This window comes from Streptomyces sp. NBC_00096 (genome assembly GCF_045041305.1).
Taxonomy (GTDB): Bacteria; Actinomycetota; Actinomycetes; order Streptomycetales; family Streptomycetaceae; genus Streptomyces.
This window is the reverse complement of the sequence record NZ_CP108221.1, coordinates 1,865,968-1,882,610: the sequence shown is the minus strand read 5'-3', so window position 1 is coordinate 1,882,610 and position 16,643 is coordinate 1,865,968. Positions and strand designations below refer to the sequence as shown.

Sequence of the window (16,643 nt, the reverse complement as noted above, 5' to 3'; positions counted from 1 at the left end):
GCCGGCCGGCACGAGAGGGGAACGACATGATCAAGGCCCATGGCGTGGCCGAAGTGACCGACGCCGACTTCGGGACGCAGGTGCTCGCCGAGCGCGGCCGGCCCGTCCTGGTGGAGTTCACCGCCGACTGGTGCGGCCCGTGCCGCCAGCTCGCACCCGTCCTGTCCGCCGTCGCCGCCGAGGAGGCCGACCGGCTCAAGGTCGTCCAGATCGACGCGGACAGCAACCCCGAGACCCTCGCCCGCTACGGGGTGCTGTCCATGCCCACCCTGCTCGTCTTCCGCGACGGCGAGCCCGTCCGGCAGCTGGTCGGGGCCCGCGCCAAGCGCAGGCTCCTGCAGGAACTGGAAGAGGTGATGGCCCCGGCCGCGCCCACCGCCCCGGCCGCGCCCACCGCCCCGGCCGCACCTACCGCACCGGCGCCGGCCTGAGCCAGAGCGTCGCCAGCGGCGGGAGGGTCAGCCGCAGGCTCGTCGCCCGCCCCTGCGCGGGCACCGGCTCGGGCCGCAGCGGCCGCGCGTGGTGCACACCGCTGCCGCCGTAGGGCTCCAGGTCGGTGTTGAGCACCTCCCGCCACTGCGGCACCTCCTCCGGGACCCCGATCCGGTACCCGTGCCGGACCACCGGGGAGAAGTTCGAGACGCACAGCAGCTGCGAGCCGTCCTGCGCGAACCGCAGGAACGCGAAGACGTTGTCCTCCGCCGCGTCCGCCTCCACCCACGCGAAGCCCTCCGGTACGGTGTCCCGCTCCCACAGGGCGGGCGCCGCCCGGTAGGTGCGGTTCAGGTCGCCCACGAGGCTGCGTACGCCCCGGTGGTCACCGGCCGCCGCGTAGGAGGAGTCCAGCAGCCACCAGTCCGGTCCGTACGTCTCGGACCACTCCGAACCCTGGGCGAACTCCTGCCCCATGAAGAGCAGTTGCTTGCCGGGGTGGGCCCACATGAAGCCCAGGTACGCCCGGTGCGCGGCCCGCTGCTGCCACCAGTCCCCGGGCATCTTCGACACCAGCGAACCCTTGCCGTGCACCACCTCGTCGTGCGAGATCGGCAGCACGTAGTTCTCGCTGAACGCGTAGACCATCCCGAAGGTCATGTCGTGGTGGTGGTACTTGCGGTGCACCGACTCCTTCGACGCGTAGCGCAGGGTGTCGTGCATCCAGCCCATGTTCCACTTCAGGCCGAAGCCGAGCCCGCCCCCGTCGGTGGGCCGCGTCACGCCCGGCCACGCCGTGGACTCCTCCGCGATGGTCACCACGCCCGGGCAGCGCCGGTAGACGGTCGCGTTCATCTCCTGGAGCAGCGCCACCGCGTCCATGTTCTCCCGGCCGCCGTGCTCGTTCGGCGTCCACTCGCCCTCGCCGCGCGAGTAGTCGAGGTACAGCATCGAGGCCACCGCGTCCACGCGCAGCCCGTCCACGTGGAACTCCTGGCACCAGTACACGGCATTGGCGACGAGGAAGTTGCGGACCTCCCGGCGCCCGTAGTCGAACTCCAGCGTCCCCCAGTCCGGGTGCGCGGCCCGCTGCGGGTCGTGGTGCTCGTACAGCGGCCGCCCGTCGAACTCGGCGAGCGCCCAGTCGTCGCGCGGGAAGTGCGCCGGCACCCAGTCGACGATCACCCCGATCCCGGCCCGGTGCAGCGAGTCCACCAGGAAGCGGAAGTCGTCCGGGGTGCCCATCCGGGAGGTCGGCGCGTAGAAGCCGGTGACCTGGTAGCCCCAGGAGCCGCCGAAGGGGTGCTCGGCGACCGGCATCAGCTCCACGTGGGTGAAGCCCAGCTCCGTCACGTACGCGGGCAGCTGCTCGGCCAGCTGCCGGTAGGAGAGCCCCGGCCGCCAGGACGCCAGGTGCAGCTCGTACACCGAGAAGGGGGCCTGGTGCGGCGGGCGGGCCCCGCGCGAGGCCATCCACTCCGCGTCCTGCCAGACGTAGGAGGAGGCCGTCACCACGGAGGCGTTGGCCGGCGGGACCTCGGCGTGCCGGGCCATCGGGTCGGCGCGCAGGGTGTGCGAGCCGTCCGGGCGCGTGATGTCGTACTTGTACAGGGCGCCCTCGCCGACCCCCGGCAGGAACAGCTCCCACACGCCGGTCGAACCGAGCGAGCGCATCGGGTAGGCGACCGAGTCCCAGTGCGAGAAGTCCCCGGTGACCCGCACCCCCAGCGCGTTCGGAGCCCATACGGTGAACCGGGTGCCGGCCACGCCCTGGTGCTCCATCGGCTCCGCGCCGAGCGCCGTCCACAACTCCTCGTGGCGGCCCTCACCGATCAGGTGCAGGTCGAGCTCGCCGAGCGCGGGCAGGAACCGGTAGGGGTCGTGGACCTCCACCTCGTCGCTGTCGTACGTCACCAGCAGCCGGTAGTCCGGCACCCCGGTCAGCGGCATCAGCCCCGAGAACAGCCCGTCCCCGTCGTCGAAGAGCTCGGCCCGCAGCCCCTTGGCGACGATGGTGACCGCCTTCGCGTACGGGCGCAGCACCCGGAAGGACACCCCGCCCCGCTGGGTGCGGGTGCCGAGCACCCCGTGCGGATCGTGGTGGCGGCCCTCCAGCAGCCGGGCCCGTTCCTCCGCGCCGAGCGCCGGTGCCGGCCGGACCCCGTGCGGCGGGGCGGCCCGCCGGGCCCGCGGTGCCCTGGCCTTCTTCGCACCCGGATCGGAGGCGGCGGTGGCGGGGCCCGTGACGGGGCCGGCAACGGGCTTGGCTTCGTCGCGGACGGTCGGTGACGGCTGTCGTGCGGCGCTCACGCGAGCGGCCTCCTCGGGGGCTTCGGGTGGGGAGTGGTGGATCGGGGGGTGGTGGATCCGGGGGTGGGGGGATGGGTGCGGTGAGCGGGGGGACGCTGCGGCTCGGACAGCCGCCGGATCGCCGCCATCGGCACGTGCAGCCAGTCGGGGCGGTGCCGGGACTCGTAGCGGGCCTCGTACACGGCCTTGTCGGTCTCGTAGGCGCGCAGGAGTACGGGATCCTCGCGCGGGTCCCGCCCGGTGGTGCGGGCGTAGCCCTCGCAGAAGGCGGCCCGGCAGGCGTCCGCCCAGGCGGGGGCGAACGGCCGGTGCGAGCGGGCGGCGTAGTCGAAGGAGCGCAGTATCCCGGCGATGTCCCGCACCGCCGGCTCGGGGCGGCGCCGGTCGGCCAGCGGCCGGGCCGGCTCCCCCTCGAAGTCGATCAGCGCCCAGCTGCCGTCGGCGGTGCGCAGGGTCTGGCCCAGGTGCAGGTCCCCGTGGATCCGCTGGGCGGGCACACCGGCCCCGCGGGAGGCGGCCAGTGCGTCGAAGGCGCCGCGCAGCCCCGCCTCGTAGGGGCGCAGGGCGGGCACCTCGCGGGCGGTGGCGGCCAGTCGCGCGGTCATCCCGGCGGCCAGCCGGGCCGTCTGCTCGGGACCCAGCGCGATGGTCGGCAGCGCCGCGGCCAGCGCGCTGTGCACCTCGGCGGTGGCCCGGCCCAGGGCGTGCGCCTCGGCGGTGAAGTCGGCCCCGGCCCGCAGCCGGCCGAGCGCGAGCTGCCAGCCGTCGTCGGAGCCGCGCAGGTACGGCTGGAGCACGCCCAGGGTCAGCGGTTCGGATCCGGGCAGCTCGGCCTCGTACCAGGCGACCGGCGCGGGTACCCGGGAGCAGCCGGCGGCGGCCAGGGCCCGGGGCAGTTCCAGGTCCGGATTGACCCCGGGGCCGACCCGCCTGAAGATCTTCAGGATGTACGAATCCCCGTAGATCAGCGAGGAGTTGGTCTGCTCCCCGGACAGCGGCCGGGGGGTGGGGGCTTCGGGGATCACGGCTCCCGGATCCCGGTCGAAGCGGAGCGGGCCGAGCGTGCCGGGGGAGCGCAGCCGCTCCAGCAGCAGGGCGGCGAGCCGCGGATCGCCCAGGCCCTCGTAGACCGACTGGCCGGCGTACGGGCCCTGCTCGGCCCGGCCGATCAGCGCGGGCGCGAGGGCCGGCGGCAGCGGGCTCGGGCGGATGCCGAGCAGCAGCTGGTAGCAGTCCCCGTCCACGTCGAGCAGCAGGTGCAGCAGCCCGGGGGTGGCTCCGGGCGGCAGCAGCTCGGCCGCCGAGACCGCTCTGAGCCGCCCGATGGCACGGCCCTTGCCCGCGAACCAGCGCTGCGCGGGCAGCCAGGCCCGCAGCATCGGCTCCAGTGGACCGAGCCCGGTGGCCCGGTCGGCGGTGAGCCGGTCGGCGGTGAGCCGGTCCCGGGCGGATGCAGCCTCCGACATGGCGTCGCGTCCTTTCCCCGGGCCGTCAAAGAATGCGCAGAGTGTCCCGGATCGCGCTGGTTGCTTCTCCGGTGTGAGCGAGTGTCGGGTCAGGATGATCCGTACAGGGGCGGGCGATTGACCCATTCGCCCGCCCTTCGTGCGCCTCTACGCGGGGCGTTCTATTCAGCGCGCAGGCGGAACCAGTAGAAGCCGTGCCCCGCCAGGGTCAGCAGGTACGGCCATTCGCCGATCGGCGGGAAGCGGACGTCACCGGTGAGTTCCACCGGCACCCGCCCGTTGAACGACCGCAGATCCAGCTCGGTGGGCTGCGCGAAGCGCGAGAAGTTGTGCACGCACAGCACCAGGTCGTCCCCGTACTCGCGCAGGAAGGCCAGTACCGCCGGGTTGGACGAGGGCAGTTCGGTGTACGAGCCGAGTCCGAAGGCGGGGTTCGCCTTGCGGACCTCGATCATCCGGCGGGTCCAGTGCAGCAGCGACGAGGGTGATGCCATCGCGGCTTCGACATTGGTCACCTGGTACCCGTGGACCGGGTCCATGATGACCGGCAGGTTCAGCCTGCCCGGATCGCACGAGGAGAAACCGGCGTTGCGGTCAGGCGTCCACTGCATCGGCGTGCGCACGCCGTCGCGGTCGCCGAGCCAGATGTTGTCGCCCATGCCGATCTCGTCGCCGTAGTACAGCACCGGCGAACCGGGCAGCGACAGCAGCAGGGCCGTGAACAGCTCCATCTGGTTCCGGTCGTTGTCCAGCAGCGGGGCGAGCCGGCGGCGGATGCCGATGTTGGCCCGCATGCGCGGGTCCTTGGCGTACTCGGCGTACATGTAGTCGCGCTCTTCGTCCGTGACCATTTCGAGGGTGAGCTCGTCGTGGTTGCGCAGGAAGATGCCCCACTGGCAGCGGTCCGGGATCGCCGGGGTCTTGGCCAGGATTTCGGAGACCGGGTAGCGGGACTCTCTTCGTACGGCCATGAAGATGCGCGGCATGACGGGGAAGTGGAAGGCCATGTGGCATTCGTCCCCGCCCTTCTCGAAGTCGCCGAAGTAGTCGACGACGTCCTCGGGCCACTGGTTGGCCTCGGCGAGCAGCACGGTGTCCGGGTAGTGCGCGTCGATCTCGGCCCGGACCCGCTTGAGGAGGGTGTGGGTGCGCGGCAGGTTCTCGCAGTTGGTGCCCTCCTCGGCGTAGAGGTAGGGCACGGCGTCGAGGCGGAAGCCGTCGATGCCGAGGTCGAGCCAGAAGCGGAGCGAGGAGACGATCTCCTCCACGACGGCCGGGTTCTCGTAGTTGAGGTCCGGCTGGTGGGAGAAGAACCGGTGCCAGTAGTACTGCTTGCGGACCGGGTCGTACGTCCAGTTCGAGGTCTCGGTGTCGACGAAGATGATGCGGGCGTCCTGGTACTGCTTGTCGTTGTCGGCCCACATGTAGTAGTCGCCGTAGGGCCCTTCGGGGTCCTTGCGGGACTGCTGGAACCACTCGTGCTGATCGCTCGTGTGGTTCATCACGAAGTCGATGATCACCCGCATGCCGCGGGTGTGCGCCGCGTCCACGAACTCCACGAAGTCGGCCAGGTCGCCGAATTCGGGCAGCACTGAGGTGTAGTCGGAGACGTCATAGCCCCCGTCGCGCAGGGGCGAGGCGAAGAAGGGCGGGAGCCAGAGGCAGTCGACGCCGAGCCACTGGAGGTAGTCCAGCTTGGCGGTGAGCCCCTTGAGGTCACCCACGCCGTCGCCGTTGCTGTCGTGGAAGGAGCGGACGAGGACCTCGTAGAAGACCGCCCGCTTGAACCAGTCGGGGTCGCGGTCCTTGACGGGGGTGTCCTCGAAGGTGTCGTGGACGGGATCGTTGATCATCATGAGGTGGGTGACCCTCCGGTGGGCGGGGACGGTCGCAGGGCCGCCAGTACGTGCGCGGGCGTGCGGCCCGGTTCCAGGCGCACGTAGTTGGCCCTGCCCCAGTGATAGGTCTCGCCGGTGAGCTCGTCGCGCACCGCGAGGGACCCGTGCCAGTCGAGGCCGAGTACCGGCATGTCCAACGAGACCGTCGCCTCCTGGGTGTGGTGCGGATCGAGGTTGACGACCACCAGTACGGAATTGCCACTCGCGTGCTTCGAATAGGCGATCACCTGTTCGTTGTCGGTCGGATGGAAATGGATGTCGCGCAGCTGCTGGAGCGCGGGGTTGCGGCGGCGCATCCGGTTCAGGGCGGTGATCAGCGGGGCGATCGTGCGGCCCTCGCGGTCGGCGGCGGCCCAGTCGCGCGGACGCAGCTCGTACTTCTCCGAGTCCAGGTACTCCTCGCTGCCCTCCTTGACGGCGGCGTTCTCGCAGAGCTCGTAACCGGCGTAGACCCCCCAGGTGGGGGAGAGGGTGGCGGCGAGGACCGCGCGGACCTCGAAGGCGGGGCGGCCCCCCTGCTGAAGGTAGGCGTGGAGGATGTCCGGGGTGTTGACGAAGAAATTCGGGCGCATGACGGAGGCGGAGCGGGTGTCCGCGAGCTCGGTCACGTACTCGGTCAGCTCGTCCTTGGTGTTGCGCCAGGTGAAGTACGTGTAGGACTGCTGGAAACCGATGGCGGCCAGCGCCCGCATCATCGCGGGCCGGGTGAAGGCCTCGGCCAGGAAGATCACGTCGGGGTCGGACTTGTTGATGTCCGCGATCACCCGCTGCCAGAAGACCACCGGCTTGGTGTGCGGATTGTCCACCCGGAAGATGCGCACCCCGTGGTCCATCCAGTGCCGCAGGATCCGCACCGTCTCCTCCACGATGCCGGCCATGTCGGCGTCGAAGTGGATCGGGACGATGTCCTGGTACTTCTTCGGCGGGTTCTCGGCGTACGCGATGGTCCCGTCGGCGCGGTGGCGGAACCACTCCGGGTGCTTCTCCACCCACGGGTGGTCCGGGGAGCACTGCAGGGCGAAGTCCAGCGCCACCTCGATGCGCAGCTCGCGGGCCTTGGCGACGAAGGCGTCGAAGTCCTCCAGGGTGCCGAGCTCGGGGTGGACGGCCTCGTGGCCGCCCTCGGTGGAACCGATGGCCCAGGGCACACCCGGATCCCAACTGCCCGCCGACAGCGTGTTGTTGGGTCCCTTGCGGAAGGTGCTCCCGATCGGGTGGATGGGCGGCAGGTACACCACGTCGAAGCCCATCGCGGCAATGGCGGGCAGCCGCTCGGCGGCGGTCAGGAAGGTCCCGCTGACCGGGGCCTCGCCCGGCTCCAGCACCGCCCCCTCCGACCGGGGGAACATCTCGTACCAGGAGCCGAAGAGGGCCCGCTTGCGCTCGACCAGCAGCGGCAGCGGCTTGGAGGCGGTCACCAGCTCCCGCAGCGGGCGCCTCGCGAGCGCCGCCACGGCCTCCGGCGCCAGGGCGGCGGCGTACCGCACGGCGACCGCCCGGTCCTCGTCGCGCATCGCGTCGGCGGCGGCCAGCACGCACTCGCGCCCGTCCCGCTTGGGCACCTTCGCGGCGGCCCGCTCGTACAGCTCGGCGCCCTCCAGGAGCACCAGCCCCGTGTCGATCCCGGCCGGGATCTTGATCGCCGCATGCGCCCGCCAGGTGGCCACCGGATCGCTCCACGCCTCGACGGTGTAGGTCCACCTCCCCTCGACCTCGGCGGACACCCGCGCCCCCCACCGGTCGGTACCGGGAGCGAGCTCGGCGAGCGGCACGGGGGGCCGCAGCCGCCCGCTGGGATCTCGGAGCACGACGTGGGCCGCCACGGCGTCGTGCCCCTCGCGGAACACGGTGGCGGAAATCTCGAATACCTCGTCCACGACCGCCTTGGCGGGTCTGACGCCGCAGTCGACGGCGGGGCGGACGTCCAGCACGGGAATGCGACCGATCATGATGGGATCACCTGGGGGCAGTTCGCAGGGCTCGGTGACAACAGGCCAGCCGGCATTACGGCTGGTAGTGCACGCTCTGTTCGCTCTGTTTCTAGCCGCTCGGAAGACGGCTGGGCTGCGGGCATGGCCGCTCCTGTCCGCGTTCACTCGGGTGGCGGGAGAGGTTCGGGGGAGGGTGCGCCGTGCGCGTACCCGGGGAGCCCTTCCCACTCCAGCCCGGCCCAACCCGGGTGCTCGGTTAACTACTCGTACGTAGTCGTACGGCCGTTCCGGCGCCACGGCTCGACAGTCGCCGATGCTCCGTCAACTCGAAAAGTACTAACGGATGTCCGGCCCCGCCCCTCCATGCCACGCGGGACCCGCGGAACGCGCCGCGTCCCCACGCGCCTTCCCCGGGGAGCGGACCGTACGCACCGCACCTGCCCGAGGCCGTCCTCAGGTGAGATCGTCTTCACTCGCGACCTCCCCGGGCTGATGAACGGGAGAGGCCCCGGGCGGCGTGACGACGACCGGGGCGGGAGTCAGCGGGTAGCGAGGACGATGGTGCCGAGGACACAGAACGCGATGACGGTGTAGAGGGCCTGCCGTACGGGTTCGTTCCCTCGGGCCGCCGGGGAGGTGAGGCTGTTCGGCCGGTGTGGGCCCGCTGCGGGCAGCCGGGGTGCGCGTACAGATCAGGCCTTCCGGACGACGCCGATTCGAAGGAGATCCTGTCCGCCGGGCCCACGATCACCCGGTCGCAGTACACGCAGAAGTGGATGCCCTCGCGCGTCATCCCGCGCTCACAGGCCTGGCCTCGCGGAGTGCCTCCGCGAGGTTCTCGATGACGCGTGCGATACCGCGGGCGTGGTTCCACTGGGCGTGGTCGTGATCGAGGCCGTCAGGGGGGCCGCGGTCGATGAGGTAGCCCCAATCCGTCAGCCCGTTGTCGGCTTGCGGAGACCGGTCGTCCTGCGGAATCGCGGCGATCCACGTGGTCAGGGGAGTTCCGTGGCGGATGAGGCTGGTGACCAGGGCGTTCACGGTCTCCCTGGACGGGCGGTCGGTGTACGGCCCGAGGGGCTGGGAGGCCAGTGCCTCGGCCGTACGAACGGCCTCGTCCCGGAAGCCGGTATCGACCTGTTCGTCTGCGTTCGTTGTCGTCATGGGTGGATGATGGGCTGGCACTCTGATGAACAGACAGGCCGTCGCGTGGCCACCCCCGGCCATGTCGCGGCCACGGCCGGGGCGGCGCGCGATGACACCTCAGACTGGGCAAATGAGTCAGCGCAACGACGCACTTCGGGCGGCCCGGTTACGAGCGGGATGGCGCACCGTGGAGAAGGCCGCCGCAGCACTCACCTGGAAGGGTCAGTCGTTCCTGGACGACAGACACTTCACCGTGTCGCCGAGGACATGGCGCCGCTGGGAGGGCGACCGACCGGGCTGGCCTCCACAGGAGACGGCAGACGTGCTCCACGACGCGTTCGGGCTGTGGCCGGAGACCTCGGCTTCACGCCCCCCACCGGCTGGATCCGCCCCGAGAGGCACCATGAGGACCAAGTGGAACGCCGTACCTTCATCTCCGTCACGGCCGCTGCTCTCGTGCCGGGGCCGACACCCCACCAGCACGTGGACCCCGCCCTCATCACCTACTTCCAAGAACAGCTGGAAGGGCACTACAGGGCGGACATGCTGCTCGGCCCGCACGACCTGATCGGCACGGTCAGCGCGCAGTACCAGCTCATCGACAAACTGGTCCGGTCCGCGCGTGGTGAGACCCGGCGCGGCCTCCTGCGCGTTGGAGCCGCGTACGCTGCCCTCGTGGGCTGGCTGTACCAGGACGCGGGCGACCTCGGCGCGGCCACCTTCTGGCGCGGGGTGACGCAGGAGATCGCCGTGCGGTCCCGGGACCCGCATCTGATCGGGTACTCCCTCGTCAATCAGGCCCAGGTCCGTACGGACCTCGGCGACGGCCACGGTGTCATCGACCTGTGCGAGGCGGCCCTGGGTGACGCAGCGGGCCTGTTCCCCAAGGTTCGGGTGATGGCCTTGCAGCAGCAGGCCCACGGAGCCAGTCTCACTGGGGACCGGGCCACGGTGGACCAGCTGATCGACGGCGCCGCCGGCCTCCTCCACCGTATCGACGACGACCTTCCCTGGGGCAACGCCTGCCGGCGCACGCCGGGGTACCTGGAGGTGCAGCGGGCAACCTGCTACGGCCGCCTCGGGCTCGGTGGTGAGGCGGAAGCCCTGTGGTCGCAAGTGCTGAAAGCGGTGCCGTCGACCGCGCGCCGCGACCGGGGCGTGTACCTCGCCCGGCACGCCACCGCAGCCGCTGCCGCCCGGCAACCGGACCAGGCAGTCGAGATCGCGCGGTCCGCCGCGGAGATCGCCGTGGAAACCCGGTCCGTGCGCATGGCACGGGAGTTGGCCACACTGGAACGGACCATGCGGCCGTGGCAGGATTCCCCGGTAGGCCGGGACTTGGCCGAGATCCTGGCACCCGTCACCGAGGGGGTATGACGTGGGAGTTCCACGGGCGTTGACCGACGAAGAGATCGCGGCCGCACTGGCCGAGCTGCCGGGCTGGACACGGGAGGGTGACGAGATCACCCGCACTTACGAGATCCGCTACCACGCGGCCGTGGCGGCCATCGTGACCATCGCGGACCGGTCCCGCCGGATCCAGCACCACGCGGACCTCGACCTGCGCATCGACAGCCTGCGCGCCGCGATCACCACGCACGACGCGGGCCACGTCCTGACCCTCGCCGACTTCGACCTCGCACAGCGGATCGACGCCATCGTCGCCGCGCACCAGGCGCTCCCGCTCGACTGAGTCCTGAGCCTGGGCTGTTCCCCCTCAAGGGCGCGGCAAGGCGCGGTCTGTGGAGGGCCGCCGGGACGCGCCATGGTCCGGCGGGGCCGTCGGCGCTAGCCTTCCGAGGGTGACGCTCGCGGTGCACAGCGTGGTGCGCCCGCATCGATCCGTAATCCCCTGCGAAGGTGGAACGCGTGAAGGCTATCCGTCGATTCACCGTGCGCCCCGTCCTCCCCGAGACCCTCTCGCCGCTCGCCGACCTCGCGCGCAACCTGCGCTGGTCCTGGCACGCCGAGACCCGCGAACTCTTCCAATCCGTCGATCCCGAGGGCTGGCAGGCCGCCGGCGGGGATCCCGTCCGGCTGCTCGGCGCAGTGTCCGCCGCGCGGATCGCCGAGCTCGCCGCCGACCGGCGGTTCCTGCGGCGGCTCGCCGTCGTCGCCGCCGACCTCGATGACTACGTCCACGGCGGGAGGTGGTACCAGAGCCACGAGGCCGCGGCCGAGCTCCCCGCCGCCATCGCCTACTTCTCGCCCGAGTTCGGGATCACCGCCGCCCTGCCCCAGTACTCCGGCGGGCTCGGGATCCTCGCCGGGGACCACCTCAAGGCCGCCAGCGACCTCGGCGTACCCCTGATCGGGGTCGGACTGCTCTACCGGCACGGCTACTTCCGGCAGTCCCTGTCCCGGGACGGCTGGCAGCAGGAGCACTATCCGGTGCTCGACCCCAACGAACTGCCCGTCGCCCTCGTCCGGGAGGAGGACGGAGCCCCGGCGCGGGTCTCCCTGAGCCTGCCCGGCGGCCGTGCCCTGCACGCGCACATCTGGCAGGCCCGCGTCGGCCGGGTGCCGCTGCTGCTCCTCGACTCCGACGTCGAGGACAACGACGCCGTGGCCCGCGAGGTGACCGACCGGCTCTACGGCGGCGGGAGCGATCACCGGCTGCTCCAGGAGATGCTCCTCGGCATCGGCGGCGTGCGGGCCGTCCGGTCCTACTGCCGGATCACCGGGCATCCCGGCCCCGAGGTCTTCCACACCAACGAGGGACACGCCGGGTTCCTGGGCCTGGAGCGCATAAGGGAACTGGAGGGGCAGCAGGGCCTCGGCTTCGACGCCGCCGTCGAAGCCGTCCGGGCGGGTACCGTGTTCACCACGCACACGCCCGTCCCCGCCGGCATCGACCGCTTCGACCGGACCCTGGTCGCCCGCCACTTCGGCGAGGGCGGCGAACTGCCCGGCGTACCCGTCGACCGGATCCTGGCGCTGGGCGCCGAGACCTACCCCGGCGGCGACCCCGGGGTGTTCAACATGGCCGTCATGGGGCTGCGCCTCGCCCAGCGGGCGAACGGGGTCTCCACCCTGCACGGCGCCGTCAGCCGGGAGATGTTCGCCGGGCTCTGGCCGGGCTTCGACCCCTCCGACGTGCCCATCACCTCCGTCACGAACGGGGTGCACGCACCGACCTGGGTGGCGCCCGAGGTCGTGAAGCTCGGCGCGAGGCAGATCGGCGCCGGGCGCACCGAGGACGCGCTCTCGGTCGGCGGCTCCCAGCGCTGGGACGCCGTCGCCGACATCCCCGACCAGGACGTCTGGGACCTGCGCCGGGTGCTCAGGGAGCAGCTGGTCCAGGAGGTACGGGACCGCCTGCGCGCCTCCTGGCGCCAGCGCGGGGCCGCCGACGCCGAGCTGGGCTGGGTGGATTCCGTCCTCGACCCGGACGTGCTGACCATCGGGTTCGCCCGCCGGGTGCCCTCGTACAAGCGGCTCACGCTGATGCTGCGCGACCCCGACCGCCTGCGCCGCCTGCTGCTGGACCCGGACCGGCCCGTGCAGATCGTGGTCGCGGGCAAGGCGCACCCGGCCGACGACGGCGGCAAGCGGCTCGTGCAGGAGCTGGTGCGGTTCGCCGACGACCCGCGCGTGCGCCACCGGATCGTCTTCCTGCCCGACTACGGCATGGCCATGGCCCAGAAGCTCTACCCGGGCTGCGACGTCTGGCTGAACAACCCGCTGCGCCCGCTGGAGGCCTGCGGCACCAGCGGGATGAAGGCGGCCCTCAACGGCTGCCTCAACCTCTCCGTCCTGGACGGCTGGTGGGACGAGTGGTTCGAGCCGGACTTCGGCTGGGCCATCCCGACCGCCGACGGCCTCGGCGCGGACGAGGACCGCCGCGACGCCCTGGAGGCGGGCGCCCTCTACGACCTGATCGAGGGCCGGGTCGCACCCCGGTTCTACGACCGGGCCGCGCACGGCGGGCTGCCGGTGCGGTGGATCGAGATGGTGCGGCGCACCCTCGTCTCGCTGGGGCCCAAGGTGCTGGCGGGACGCATGGTGCGGGAGTACGTGGAGCGGCTCTACGCGCCCGCCGCGCTCTCCCACCGCGCCCTGACCCCGGACGCGGCGCGGGACCTCGCCTGGTGGAAGGGCCGGGTCCGCGCGGCCTGGCCGCAGCTCACCGTCGAGCACGTGGAGGCGCTGACGGCGGGCCCGGTCGGCGGCACCGCCGAACTCGGGGCCACCCTGACCCTGCGCGTGCAGGTCTCGCTCGACGCCCTCGCACCCGAGGACGTGGAGGTGCAGGCCGTCGCGGGCCGGGTCGACGCGCAGGACGTGATCCAGGGCGGCCGGACCTTCCCGCTCAAGCCCGCGGGCGGACCGGACCTGGAGGGACGCTGGGTGTACGAGGGCCCCCTGGCCCTCGACCGTACGGGGCCCTTCGGCTACACCGTACGGATCCTGCCCGCGCACCCGCTGCTGGCGACCCCGGCCGAACTGGGGCTGGTCGCCGGGCCGGTGGACACGGAGGCGGGGGGCGGGGTGCTGCTGCGGTAGCGGGAGCGGTCACGGGGCGGGCGGGCACGGGCGGGCGGTCACGGGGCGGGCGGCGGGTCCACCAGCCGCCCGTCCTCCACCAGCATCCCGGCCCGCTTGATGGTGCGCAGGCTCGGGATCACCTCCACCTGCCCCACGCCCTCGACCGCGCCGATCCGCTCGGTCAGGTAGGTGTACAGCGCCTCGGTGTCCCGGCACACCACCACCGCCATCAGCGAGGCCGACCCGGTCACGGCCGCCGCGAACGCGACCTCGCGGTGGCTCGCCAGGGCCGCCCCGACCTGCGCCAGCCGGGCCGGCGGGACGCTCAGCACCAGCGTCGCCTCCGCCTCGTAGCCGAGCAGTGAGGGGACGAACTCCACGTCGAAGAAGACCGCCCCGAGATCGCGCAGCCGCTCCAGCCGGCGCCGGGCGGTGGACTCCGACAGCCCTCCCGCGCGCGCCAGCTCCGGATACCCCGCGCGCCCGTCCCGGCCCAGCACGGCCAGCAGCGCGAGCTCCGCCGGGTCCAGGGCGTACGGCGGGTCCGCCGCCGGCCGCGGCTCGACGGGAGGCCGTTCCAGGGCGGCGATCTGGTCGGGGCGCAGCAGGTCCAGGCCGGCCCAGGCGTCGGGCCCGCCGAAGAACTTCCGCAGGATGGTGTGGGCGCTGATCCCGGTCACCCGCCGGGTGCGCGGCAGCTTCTCCAGGAGCAGGGTGTCCCGGTCCTTGCGGGTACGGGCCCGGGTCATGCAATGGACCTCGGTGCCGCCCGAGTTCAGGTTCACCCACGCGATGTCCGGGCGCCGGGCGAGCGCCTCGGCCACCGGGAGCGCCGCGTCGGGGGCGCACTGCACGCGCAGCCAGGACTCGAACAGCCCGACGCGGCTGCCCAGCGGCAGCCCGACGACCCGGATCAGGCCGGTGGTCCGCAGGTGCCGGTAGCGGCGTACGACGGTCTGGTCGGAGACCTCCAGCACCTCGGCGAGCCGGCTGAAGGGGGCCCGGCCGTCGATCGTGAGGGCCTGGATCAGGCATCGGTCGAGTGCGTCCAGCTCCGTGGTGTTCATGATTTCCATCATGACAGGGCCGTCCATGAGTGAAATCTGCCAGAACCAGGCCGCTGGGTGGGGGAAGGGGAGGAGGTTCTGGGACCTTGGGTCCATCGGGGACCGCCCCCCCGGGCCTCCGCCCCCTCCGTGATCCGAGGAGAACCTCCCATGCGTAAATGGCTGCCGTTGACGGCGGTGTGTCTCGGGGCCTTCATGCTCCTGGTCGACGTCACGATCGTGACCGTCGCGCTGCCCGACATGGCGGCCGACATGCACACCGGCTTCTCCGCGCTCCAGTGGGTGATGGACGTCTACGCCCTCGCCCTGGCCGCCCTGCTGCTCGGCGCCGGTTCGCTCGCCGACCGGATCGGCCGGCGCCGCGTCTACCTCGGCGGGCTCGGCCTCTTCGCCGCTGCCTCCCTCGCCTGCGGCCTGGCCGACGGCCCGGCCGCGCTCATCGCCTTCCGCGCCGTCCAGGGCGTCGGCGGCGCCGCGATGTTCGCCACCACCATGGCCCTGCTCAGCTCCGCCTACCAGGGCCGCGACCGGGGCATCGCCTTCGGCGTGTGGGGCGCGGTCAACGGAGCCGCCGCCGCGGCCGGTCCGATCATCGGCGGGCTGCTCACCGAGCAGTTCGGCTGGCGCTGGATCTTCTTCATCAACCTCCCGGTCTGCGCCCTGGCCGTGTACGTCACCCTCAAGGCCGTCACCGAGTCCCGCGACCCGCACGCCAAGGGGCTGGACCTGCCCGGCATGCTCACCTTCACCACCGGCGCCGCGGCCGTCACCTACGCCCTGATCCGGGTCGGCGAGAACGGCTGGACCTCCGCGACCACCCTGGCCCTGTTCGCCCTGAGCGCCGCCGCCTTCGCGGTCTTCGTCCTCGTCGAACTGCGCAGCTCCCGCCCGATGCTGGACCTCTCGCTGTTCCGCAGCCCGACCTTCGTGGCCGTCATGGCCGCCGCGCTGCTGATGTCCGGCGCCGCCTTCGGGTACCTGATGTACGTGTCCCTGTGGCTCCAGAGCGCCGAGGGCATGGGCCCGGTCGCCGCCGGTCTGACGATGCTGCCGATGAGCCTGGCCGCATTCGTGGTCGCCGCCGTGACCGGCAAGCTGATGCACGGGGCCCCGGCCCGGCTCAGCATCGGCGGCGGGCTGTTCCTGATCGGCGCGGGCGCCCTGCTCCAGGGCTGGATGCTGGACGCCGGGGACGGCTGGACGGCACTGGTCGCCGGTCTGGCCGTCACCGGCGTGGGCGTCGGCATGATCTCCCCGGCCCTCGCGGCCGCCGCGATGGGGGCCGTTCCCCCGGCCCGCGCCGGGATGGCGGGCGGCGCCCTCAACACCGCTCGCCAGCTGGGCATGGCCCTGGGCATCGCGGTGCTCGGCGCGGTGTTCCAGTCCGGCCTGGAGGACGGTCTGGCCGGCTCCGGCCAGCCGCACGGCACGGCCGAGGCGCTGGCCGGCGGCGGCGCGGGACAGCTGCTGCACGCGGCTCCGGGAGCCCGGCACTGGGTGGAGGCGGCCTTCGCGAGCGGACTGCGCGACACCTTCTGGGTCTCGGGCGCGATGGGCCTGGCGGGCGCGCTGATCCTGGTGCTCCTGGTCCGGCGGCCCACGGCGGCGCAGGCCCCGGCGGGGAAGCCGGCCCCGGCGGTCGACCGGGCCCCGCAGGACCCGCAGACTCCGCAGAACATGCCGGTCCCGCAGGCGCGGCCGGGCCAGCCGGCCCCGGCGGGTGCGCCGGGTGCGGCGGGCGAACGCACCGCCGTCTGAGCCGCCCCGGCGGCCGTACGCGCCCGTGTGCCCCGGACCCCGAGCGGGTCCGGGGCACACGGGCGACCTGCGCGCCGCGGGGGAGACCGGGAGGGTGAACCTTCGAACGCGTCTCCGTGCCGAATCGTTTCAGCGGGACGATCCGCT

Annotated in this window: 11 protein-coding genes; 5 read left to right on the top strand and 6 right to left on the bottom strand. The window is 72.4% G+C overall.

The window, feature by feature from the left end; genetic code table 11:
* The first annotated feature begins 26 nt into the window (after window positions 1–26).
* Window positions 27–431 carry a thioredoxin family protein gene (locus OG904_RS07800; protein ID WP_405488716.1) on the top strand — a complete coding sequence of 135 codons (405 nt, stop codon included), beginning with the start codon at window positions 27–29 and terminating at the stop codon, window positions 429–431.
* Here the strand turns inward: OG904_RS07800 and glgB are convergent.
* The 5 genes from glgB to OG904_RS07775 form a co-directional block, all read right to left on the bottom strand.
* On the bottom strand, window positions 409–2,742 hold the full coding sequence (glgB, locus tag OG904_RS07795) for a 1,4-alpha-glucan branching enzyme (RefSeq protein WP_405488714.1): 2,334 nt from the start codon (window positions 2,740–2,742) through the stop codon (window positions 409–411). The genes OG904_RS07800 and glgB overlap by 23 nt on opposite strands.
* A complete protein-coding gene (locus OG904_RS07790; protein WP_405488712.1) occupies window positions 2,739–4,208 on the bottom strand; it encodes a maltokinase N-terminal cap-like domain-containing protein in 1,470 nt (489 codons plus the stop codon). Before OG904_RS07790 ends, glgB begins: the two co-directional genes overlap by 4 nt.
* Window positions 4,209–4,369: 161 nt before the next feature.
* Window positions 4,370–6,064 carry a maltose alpha-D-glucosyltransferase gene (gene treS, locus OG904_RS07785; RefSeq protein ID WP_405488710.1) on the bottom strand — a complete coding sequence of 565 codons (1,695 nt, stop codon included), beginning with the start codon at window positions 6,062–6,064 and terminating at the stop codon, window positions 4,370–4,372.
* Window positions 6,061–8,055: a maltotransferase domain-containing protein gene (locus tag OG904_RS07780; RefSeq protein WP_405488708.1), complete on the bottom strand. Its 1,995-nt coding sequence runs from the start codon at window positions 8,053–8,055 to the stop codon at window positions 6,061–6,063. Before OG904_RS07780 ends, treS begins: the two co-directional genes overlap by 4 nt.
* A 771-nt stretch (window positions 8,056–8,826) precedes the next feature.
* Entirely contained in the window at window positions 8,827–9,201 is a 375-nt protein-coding gene (locus OG904_RS07775; RefSeq protein ID WP_405488706.1) for a hypothetical protein, read from the bottom strand.
* 396 nt (window positions 9,202–9,597) lie between these two features.
* On the opposite strand from OG904_RS07775, the gene OG904_RS07770 reads away from it, so the two are divergent.
* The 3 genes from OG904_RS07770 (at window position 9,598) to glgP (ending at window position 13,689) form a co-directional block, all read left to right on the top strand.
* Window positions 9,598–10,560 carry a Twin-arginine translocation pathway signal gene (locus OG904_RS07770; RefSeq protein WP_405488704.1) on the top strand — a complete coding sequence of 321 codons (963 nt, stop codon included), beginning with the start codon at window positions 9,598–9,600 and terminating at the stop codon, window positions 10,558–10,560.
* A 19-nt stretch (window positions 10,561–10,579) separates the two neighbouring features.
* A complete protein-coding gene (locus tag OG904_RS07765) occupies window positions 10,580–10,876 on the top strand; it encodes a 4a-hydroxytetrahydrobiopterin dehydratase (RefSeq protein ID WP_405488702.1) in 297 nt (98 codons plus the stop codon).
* Window positions 10,877–11,052: 176 nt separating this feature from the next.
* Window positions 11,053–13,689, top strand: coding sequence for an alpha-glucan family phosphorylase (glgP, locus tag OG904_RS07760; protein WP_405488700.1), 2,637 nt, complete (start codon window positions 11,053–11,055; stop codon window positions 13,687–13,689).
* A gap of 38 nt (window positions 13,690–13,727) precedes the next feature.
* Here the strand turns inward: glgP and OG904_RS07755 are convergent, their stop codons facing one another.
* Window positions 13,728–14,738: an Lrp/AsnC family transcriptional regulator gene (locus OG904_RS07755; protein WP_405488698.1), complete on the bottom strand. Its 1,011-nt coding sequence runs from the start codon at window positions 14,736–14,738 to the stop codon at window positions 13,728–13,730.
* A gap of 150 nt (window positions 14,739–14,888) precedes the next feature.
* Between OG904_RS07755 and OG904_RS07750 the strand changes: the two genes are divergently transcribed.
* Entirely contained in the window at window positions 14,889–16,496 is a 1,608-nt protein-coding gene (locus tag OG904_RS07750; RefSeq protein ID WP_405488696.1) for an MFS transporter, read from the top strand.
* Window positions 16,497–16,643: the final 147 nt, after the last annotated feature.

Coding starts and splice junctions, on each gene's coding strand:
- OG904_RS07800 (WP_405488716.1), top strand. CDS start 27: ATGATCAAGGCCCATGGCGTGGCCGAAGTGACCGACGCCGACTTCGGG.
- OG904_RS07790 (WP_405488712.1), bottom strand. CDS start 4,208: ATGTCGGAGGCTGCATCCGCCCGGGACCGGCTCACCGCCGACCGGCTC.
- treS (WP_405488710.1), bottom strand. CDS start 6,064: ATGATGATCAACGATCCCGTCCACGACACCTTCGAGGACACCCCCGTC.
- OG904_RS07780 (WP_405488708.1), bottom strand. CDS start 8,055: ATGATCGGTCGCATTCCCGTGCTGGACGTCCGCCCCGCCGTCGACTGC.
- OG904_RS07775 (WP_405488706.1), bottom strand. CDS start 9,201: ATGACGACAACGAACGCAGACGAACAGGTCGATACCGGCTTCCGGGAC.
- OG904_RS07755 (WP_405488698.1), bottom strand. CDS start 14,738: ATGAACACCACGGAGCTGGACGCACTCGACCGATGCCTGATCCAGGCC.
- OG904_RS07750 (WP_405488696.1), top strand. CDS start 14,889: ATGCGTAAATGGCTGCCGTTGACGGCGGTGTGTCTCGGGGCCTTCATG.